Origin of the sequence: Cyanobium sp. HWJ4-Hawea, assembly GCF_024345815.1 — a bacterium.
In the GTDB taxonomy this organism is placed as follows: Bacteria; Cyanobacteriota; Cyanobacteriia; order PCC-6307; family Cyanobiaceae; genus Cyanobium_A.
Map to the genome: position 1 here is coordinate 1 of NZ_JAGQBV010000076.1, position 7,882 is coordinate 7,882.

The following is a 7,882-nucleotide window of genomic DNA, read 5'->3' on the forward strand; positions in this document are numbered from 1 at the left end:
ATCAGGCCCATGACCCTATTCAGGTGAAGGGTAAAAAATCCGCTCATGGGATCCGTGAGGTTCCCATAGACATCGGGCAGGCTGAATCTGGCAGTGGCATTTGCCCAATTAGAGCCAAATTCTCTTCTAGAACTAAGCCCATGTAATTGGGCGTCGAGGTGAAAACGGCTTCCAATTACAACATCAAGATCATCATCTAGGAGTTTTTTCAGAGCTTCGTGGACTGCTGATGGATCATGTTGGCCATCACTATCCATTACCACCGCCAGCTCTCCGGTGGAATCGAGTAGGCCTTCCTTGATTGCACTTGCCAGGCCAGAGCGTCCAACTCGCCGAATCAACCTAATTTCGGGTATTTGCCTAGAAAGGCTGCAAACAAGCTCAGCGGTGCCGTCTGAAGAGTCGTCGTCAACGACTAGTATCTCCAAATCAAACTTATCGGACAAACTTAGCAGCGGCATAATCACCGCTTCGATATTGCCGCGCTCATTAAAGGTTGGCAGCACAACAGAAACTCGCCTAAGCAGATTCCTCTGCCTAGGCGAATGTTCTGTGATTTGCGGTGCCCTATTCACCGTTTCTAACCTAACCTTCCTACTTGATGTATTCCTTCAGTACGCCGTTGCGGTTGGGGTGGCGAAGCTTACGCAGGGCTTTGGCTTCAATTTGACGAATGCGCTCACGGGTCACATCAAAGATTTGACCGATCTCTTCTAGGGTCTTCATGCGGCCATCATCAAGGCCATAGCGAAGACGCAGCACATCCCTCTCCCTTGGGCTAAGGGTGGCGAGTACCCCTTCAAGATCTTCACGCAGAAGGTTCTTGGCCACGTCCTGCTCGGGATTCTCTATGTCGGCCTCAATGAAGTCACCTAGGCGAGAATCTTCCTCCTTGCCGATCGGAGTTTCCAAGGAAATCGGCAGCTGGGCAGACTTGGCAATGAAGCGCAGCTTCTCGATGGTCATCTCCATCGACTCTGCAATCTCCTCCTCTGTGGGCTTGCGGCCAAATTCCTGGGAGAGGGTCTTGGTGGTCTTTTTGATGCGCGAGATCGTTTCGTACAGGTGAACCGGCAGTCTGATGGTGCGGCTTTGATCGGCGATGGCCCGGGTAATGGCCTGACGGATCCACCAGGTGGCATAAGTGGAGAACTTGTAGCCCTTTTCGTGGTCGAATTTTTCTGCGGCCCGGATCAGGCCCAGGCTGCCCTCCTGGATTAGGTCCTGGAAGGACAGGCCACGGTTCATGTACTTCTTGGCGATCGAGACCACCAGGCGGAGGTTCGATTGGACCATCTTTTCCTTGGCCCTGCGCCCCAGCATCAGGCGACGCCGGAACTTGATATTGGTCATCTCAACAAGGGCAGCCCACTCCTTGTTGTCAGGCAGATGGCCATGGTCCACTTCAAATTGCGCGGCCAGCTCCTCTAGGTGCAGTAGGTCGGCAATTTTGCGGGCCAGTTCAATTTCCTCATCCGCCCTTAGCAGGCGAATACGGCCAATTTCCTGGAGGTAAACCCGAATTGAATCCTCGGTGTAGACCCCTTTAGGTCCCACCTTGATGCTCGCCAAGGCCTTCGCCGCCTTGTCGTCCACCTCAGCGGTGTCCTCAAACTCAGCCTCTGCCGCATCCACATTTGGCTGGACGGCAGCTGCCACCAGGCCCGCTGCTGCCGCATCTAGATCGGCCTTAGGGGCAGCGACTTTTTTAGCTGCAGGTTTTTTGGCCGCGGGCTTTTTGGCCGCGGGCTTTTTGACAGCAGGCTTTTTGACAGTGGCTTTTTTAGCCGCAGGCTTCTTGGCGGCAGGCTTTTTAGCCACGCCATCAGCAACGGATGTATCGGGTGCTTCGAGCACCTCACCAGTGGCGGATTTAACTAACAAAGCTTCAGGCGTCGCCAATTTGGCTTTGGACTTAGCAGCAGTAGCAGGGGTTGCAGCAGCAGGGCTCATGGAACGATGGCAATGAATTCAGAAGACAGGCCCAACCCCCAACTGCCTGGCAAGCCGCCCAACGGACATGCCATGGCAATGGGGCCCCACATTCGGGGAAAGCCTTGGTTCAAAACGACATTTAGGTGGGCTAGGCGGAGCGGCAAACACGCCGAACAGCAATAACAATCCAGAAAAACAGTGGATTGGCGGCCGAAGCCTGGGCAGGGCTGTCAGGGGTTTTCGCAGACCGGGAGGCCAAAAATTGGGAGGCATGCTCCCGGGCTCTCTCTTCAGGTCTTCCCACTGGAAGGAACTCTGCAGGGTTCCAACGGCAGCCTTTGGACTGCCCAACCTAATTATCTTAAGAATGGCTAGACACCTTTGCAAGCTTGCCAAGCCCCTGGCTTCAAATCTGGTTAGAAGCGGGTCGTGAGGGCCAGGTCTTCACCTATCTCGATCCAGGGGGCGAATCCACTGCGGGGATAGGAGATCTGGTGCGGGTACGGCTCCAGGGGAAGCGCCATGTCGGCCTGGTGGTCGAGGTTCTCGGCCAATGTCCAGCGGAGCTGGCCGGCAAAACAATTCAACCGATTGAGGGGATTGTTCAACGGGCAGCCATCGATGCGAACTGGCAAAAACTGATGGCAGCCGTGGCCAGCACCTGCCATACCAGCCACTTCAAAACCCTAAAAACCGCCCTTCCCCCTGGCTGGCTTGGCCAGAGACGCCAGGCGGCAGAACCAAACCCCAGGCCGCGCTGGCAGGTCTCACTGGCTCCAACTCCAGACGCAGCTCAAGCTCCAGGCGAAGCCGGCTCCAAACTGACCGCTAAACAACAGGAACTGCTCGACCATCTCGGCCTCTGCCCGGGGCCAGTTCCCCTGGCAGAGCTCTGCAGCGGCGGCTGGAGTCGATCTGTGCTCACGGGCCTCGAGCGGCGGGGGCTGGTGAAAAGGGAGCCCCTGGGCTGCGGCATTGGCTTGGGAGCTCAGAGATCAGCCGAGTTTTTAGGGGCCCCCGCGGGCGCCAGGGCCCTTACCCCAGCCCAACAGGGCGCAACTACGCAGATAGCCGAATCGATCTCTGCTGGCAGTCAACAATTTCTGCTTTGGGGGGTGACGGGCGCCGGCAAAACCGAGGTCTATCTGCAGGCCGCGGCCAGGGCCCTGGCGGAGGCCAAAAGCGTCCTGTTACTCACTCCGGAAATCGGCCTAATCCCCCAACTGCTGGATCGCAGCCGCGAACGCTTTGGCCCGCGGGTGGTCGAATTCCACAGCGGCATGGCAGACGGGGCGAGAGTGGCCGCCTGGCGCCGCTGCCTTAATGAGGGGCCCCTGGTGGTGGTGGGCACCAGGTCGGCGATTTTTTTGCCCCTGCTGAGCATTGGCCTGATCGTGCTCGATGAGGAGCACGACAGCTCCTACAAGCAGGAAAGCCCCATGCCCTGCTACCACGCCAGGGATGTGGCCCAGCTGCGCTGCCGCCAGGAGGGGGCCACCCTGGTGATGGGTAGCGCCACCCCATCCCTGGAAAGCTGGCTGAGCTGCCAGGGGCCAAATCCCACCACCAAGTTGCTGCGCCTGCCGGAGCGGATCGGCTGCCGCCCCCTGCCGGCAGTGCGAATTATCGACATGCGGCAGGAATTGGTGGAGGGCCACCGGCGCCTGTTGAGCAGGGCCCTGATGGGGAGGCTCGAGACCCTGCAGAGCAAGGGGGAACAGGCGGTGGTGTTGGTGCCCCGGCGGGGCTATCGGGCCTTCATGAGCTGCCGCAGTTGCGGTGAGGCCGTGATGTGCCCCCACTGCGATGTGGCCCTGACCGTGCACCGCCGGGGCACGGGCCAGGAATGGTTGCGATGTCATTGGTGCGACCACCGCGCCGAGGTCAGCTCCCGCTGCCTCCACTGCGGATCTACGGCCTTCAAGCCCTTTGGCGCCGGCACCCAGCGGGTAATGGAGCAACTCACCAGCGAGCTGGCGGATCTCCGGGTGCTGCGCTTCGATCGAGATACCACCCGTGGCCGTGATGGCCACAGGCGCCTTCTGGACCGCTTTGCCGACGGCGAAGCGGATGTGCTGGTGGGCACCCAGATGTTGGCGAAGGGCATGGACCTGCCCCGGGTGACCCTGGCGGCGGTCTTGGCGGCAGATGGCCTGCTGCACCGGCCCGATCTGCGCTCCTCGGAGCAGTGCCTGCAATTACTGCTGCAACTGGCCGGCAGGGCCGGCAGGGGCGAGCAACCCGGGGAGGTGCTGGTACAGACCTACAGCCCCGACCATCCAGTGATCAACCACCTGGTGGATGGCCGCTACGAAGCCTTCCTCGCCGAGGAAATTAACCTGCGACGCCAGGCGGGCCTGATGCCCTTTAGCCGGGCCTGCCTATTGCGGATCCATGGGCCGACCGCCAGCGGCACGGCCACCGCCGCCACCAGCTTGGCTGAACAAATTCGAGCATCGGTGGAAAGGGCCGGCTGGTTGCTAATCGGGCCAGCACCGGCCCCGGTGGCGAAGGTGGCAGGCAAGAGCCGCTGGCAGCTGCTGCTCCATGGACCTGCCGATTCGATCTTGCCCCTACCCCCGGAAGCGGAGCTGCGCCAGGGATTGCCCGCGGGCATTGGCCTGGCCATCGACCCCGATCCAATCACGCTTTAGATCAAAGGGCTTTGGCAGAAACGAAATGGCTAGGCGGGCAGCTCGGGCAAGCCAAAACCCATCAGTACCTTCAGCCTCTGCAGGGTGAGCACCAGCAGCAGGCCGAGGCCAATTGCAAGCCCACCCAAGCCCACGGGGCTCCAGCGCCAGGATTGGAGCTCCAATCGATTCAGGGCCCCAAAACTCAACTGCCAGGCCAGGCCAGGCCGCCTACCCGCCAGGCGCTGGGCAGCCTGGGGCTCTGCCCGCCTGATGGAGCGGGGACGGGCCGGATCAAGGTCGATGCTCAGTTGGACCCCGGCAATCTCCTGCACCTGGCGCAGGTCAATTTCCAGCAGCAGGGTTTGGCGAACCCCCACCAGCCAATTGCGCTCCTTCAGTGAAAGATCAGGTTTTGGCAGCTGGATTCCCGCCAGTTGGGCTGCGCTAGCCAAATTGGCTCTCAACAACTGCAGGGCCTCAGCCGCTGGCTGTACTGGGCCCAACAGAAATTGGTTCTGGTCATCGGCGCCACCGGAAGATCGCTCCGGGGCGCTGTAGTGCAGGCCAGCGCGGCGCAGGGCCTGGCTGAACTGGCGCTGCCAGGGGGGTATGGGGCTGCGGCTGGTCTGGAGCTGGTATCCAATCTGGAGCCGGCCTGGCCCCTGGAAATGGACCTGGGTATGCACCTCCATGCACCCCCCCAGCAGGAGGGTCAAAAGCAGTAAAACAGCGGTCACCAGCACAAATCCCAGGGGTGCCTTGGTCGGGCCCACCGGCGGAGGCGGTGGGTCGTCACTTTTTTTGCGCCGACGGCTGCTGGCCCATTGCTGCATCCGCCCGGCAATCGGCTCGGCCTCACCAAGGGAAGGCAGGGTGATGGACCACTCCCTGGGACGCTCCAGGGCTGGGGCCTCCAGTACGCAAAGCAAGTCACTGGCCTGGGCCCGCAGGTTGGCATCGGAGCAGCGCTTTACCTGGCGGCAGCAGGCCATGGCCCGCACGCTGTTGCCCTGGCCCATCCAGGCCGTGGCCATCAACAACTGCAACTCGGCCCCCAGGGGCGTTGCCGCCGGGAAATTAGTTACGAGGGGCTCAAGGCTGCGCAGCACCAGGCCGTAGTCACCGCGCTCCAGGGCCGATCGGGCCGGCAGAAAAGGATCTTCTGGGGCGAGCTCCTCCATCACGCTGCCGGAGCCAACTCAGTGGAGCAGGGCACGCTGACTGCCAACGACCATCGTGCCAATTCCCGTTTTTGTGAATATCTCCAGCAAAAGGGCGTGGGGTACGCGGCCATCAATGATGTGGGCCGCCGAGACCCCTTGGGCCAGGGCGCGGATGCAGCATTCGGTTTTGGGGGTCATCCCCCCATTCACCACCCCAGCGGCAATCAATTCCCGGGCTTCGGCCAAGGTGAGCTGCCGCAGCAGGGATTCCGGCGATTCACGATCCCGCAGGATTCCGGGCGTGTCGGTAAGCAGGATCAACTTCTCCGCCTGCAGGGCTGCCGCCAACTCGCCAGCGACAGTATCGGCATTGATGTTGTGGGCCTGGCCGGCGAGATCGGCAGCCACGCTTGAGATCACTGGGATGTAGCCCGCCGCCAAAAGGGGCTGGAGCACGGCGGGATTGACGGAAGCCACCTCCCCCACCAAACCATTGGAACCATCTCCGTAGGGCCGGGCCGTGACCAGGCCGCCGTCGCTACCGCAAAGCCCTACGGCCCTGCCGCCCACGGTATTGAGACCGTTGACAATGTGTTTATTGACCCTGCCCACCAGCACCATCTCGACCACATCCATGGTTTCTGGCGTGGTTACCCGCAGGCCATTGCGAAACTCCGGGGTGATGTTTAGGCGCCCGAGCCAATCATTGATCTCTGGGCCGCCGCCGTGCACCACCACCGGTTGCACCCCGACTGAGGCCAGCAGCACCAGATCCCGATAGACCGCGTCCCGCAGGTTGGCGGTGGCCATCGCCGCCCCCCCGTACTTCACCACCACCCGCCGTCCAGCGAAGTGCTGGATGTAGGGCAGGGCCTCGCTGAGCACGGCGACGCGCAGGGTGTCGTTGCTGGTGACCAACGAATCGCTTGAAGCCAAAGAGTCGCTAGGGGTCAAGGAACTGGAACTCCAGCTTGGGGGAGAAGGCTCAGAATGAACTCAGCTTGGCCTCTTGGTTGAACTTCAGCCACCAGATCTGCCCCAAAGAAGCGACCGAGCCGATCCTGCTGGGCATGCCATTTCTCCAGGGGCACCGCCCCGCATTGGAAGTGCATACGCAGGCCGTAGTGGCCCTGGCAATCCAACTCCTCAATGCTGAGTAGTTGGGGGGGGACGTCCTCATCCCAGAGCTTGAGCACCTCCAAGGAACTTTCCAGGTGGGCCTTCTGGCCATAGCGCCAACGCACCACATCCACCAGCAGCTTGCGCAGGGGCTCACTCTCGGGGAGTTCGCGCAGGGCCTTGAACTGGGCTGGGGGGCTTAGGCGTTTGGCGGGGGGGAGTTCGGAGGATTTGAGGGCAAGCCCACCAATGAAGATCGGCACCCCATAAAAAATGGTGGGCAAGCTGAGATTCGGACTGTCAGTGAGGTAAGCGATTGAACCGATCACCGTCAGCAGGGCGCCCGCGAGGGTGACCAGGCTGCCGGGCGAAAAAAGTGCTTGCATATGGCAATTGTCGGGTATTCCAATGGCGAGCGAGCTGGAGAGCCCAGGGGCGGAGTCAACCGTTGTGGGCACCCAGGAGTTGCTGGAGCAGCTCAGGGCAGATCGGCTTTGGCTGCTACGCCAAATCGATGCCGGCAACTATGGCGAATGGCGCCTCGACCTAGCGGCCCTCGAGAGGGAATTGGGCCAGCTACTCGACCAAGTGCACCAAACCATGGAAGCCAAGTAGGGGGCTTCTAGGCGGCAAGGGCCAAAGTTAAAACGGGATGTCGTCTTCACCCAGATCCGGCACCAGCGGTGAGCTATTCCAGGCCGGGGCCGCTGGGGCTGAAGCAGCTGGGGACGCCGCTTGGGAAGAAGAAGAGGCAGAAGCCCCCGGCGTGATGGCGGGCATGGGCGCCGGGGCATTGCCGACAACCCTGCGCTGGGGGGGTGGGGTCGAGCTGGCAACTGGGGCATTGCCGCCGGAACCCACAGGGCTGGCGGCGCCAATCGAATGGATGCGGGCCAGGGTGAATTCGGCCTTCTTTTCCTTTACCCCGTCCTGGCGGGTCACGGTGTTCATGCGCAGCCTCCCCTCCAGCACGAGCCTCTGACCGACCTGCACCCGGTTTTGCAGGTCCTGCGCCAGATTGCCCCAACC

General features: G+C 61.4%; 8 protein-coding genes. 2 read left to right on the top strand and 6 right to left on the bottom strand.

Going from position 1 to position 7,882, the window contains the following annotated elements; genetic code table 11:
* A partial coding sequence (locus KBY58_RS12230) for a glycosyltransferase (RefSeq protein WP_255004599.1) occupies positions 1 to 506 on the bottom strand: 506 nt, incomplete at its 3' end.
* 88 nt (positions 507 to 594) lie between these two features.
* Entirely contained in the window at positions 595 to 1,953 is a 1,359-nt protein-coding gene (rpoD, locus tag KBY58_RS12235) for an RNA polymerase sigma factor RpoD (protein WP_254933444.1), read from the bottom strand.
* Positions 1,954 to 2,324: 371 nt separating this feature from the next.
* On the opposite strand from rpoD, the gene priA reads away from it, so the two are divergent.
* Positions 2,325 to 4,589 carry a primosomal protein N' gene (gene priA / locus KBY58_RS12240; protein ID WP_255004600.1) on the top strand — a complete coding sequence of 755 codons (2,265 nt, stop codon included), beginning with the start codon at positions 2,325 to 2,327 and terminating at the stop codon, positions 4,587 to 4,589.
* Between the two features lie 29 nt (positions 4,590 to 4,618).
* On the opposite strand, the gene KBY58_RS12245 is transcribed toward priA, so the two are convergent.
* From KBY58_RS12245 to KBY58_RS12255, 3 genes are read right to left on the bottom strand one after another with little or no spacing between them, the layout of a single operon-like run.
* A complete protein-coding gene (locus KBY58_RS12245) occupies positions 4,619 to 5,752 on the bottom strand; it encodes a DUF3153 domain-containing protein (RefSeq protein ID WP_255004601.1) in 1,134 nt (377 codons plus the stop codon).
* Between the two features lie 18 nt (positions 5,753 to 5,770).
* Positions 5,771 to 6,670, bottom strand: coding sequence for an acetylglutamate kinase (argB, locus tag KBY58_RS12250; protein WP_255004602.1), 900 nt, complete (start codon positions 6,668 to 6,670; stop codon positions 5,771 to 5,773).
* Positions 6,671 to 6,684: 14 nt separating this feature from the next.
* Positions 6,685 to 7,239 carry a DUF2854 domain-containing protein gene (locus KBY58_RS12255; RefSeq protein WP_255004603.1) on the bottom strand — a complete coding sequence of 185 codons (555 nt, stop codon included), beginning with the start codon at positions 7,237 to 7,239 and terminating at the stop codon, positions 6,685 to 6,687.
* A gap of 22 nt (positions 7,240 to 7,261) precedes the next feature.
* Between KBY58_RS12255 and KBY58_RS12260 the strand changes: the two genes are divergently transcribed.
* On the top strand, positions 7,262 to 7,468 hold the full coding sequence (locus KBY58_RS12260) for a hypothetical protein (RefSeq protein ID WP_254934012.1): 207 nt from the start codon (positions 7,262 to 7,264) through the stop codon (positions 7,466 to 7,468).
* Positions 7,469 to 7,495: 27 nt separating this feature from the next.
* On the opposite strand, the gene KBY58_RS12265 is transcribed toward KBY58_RS12260, so the two are convergent.
* Positions 7,496 to 7,882 (bottom strand): single-stranded DNA-binding protein (locus KBY58_RS12265; RefSeq protein ID WP_255004604.1); only part of this gene is annotated, 387 nt, incomplete at its 5' end.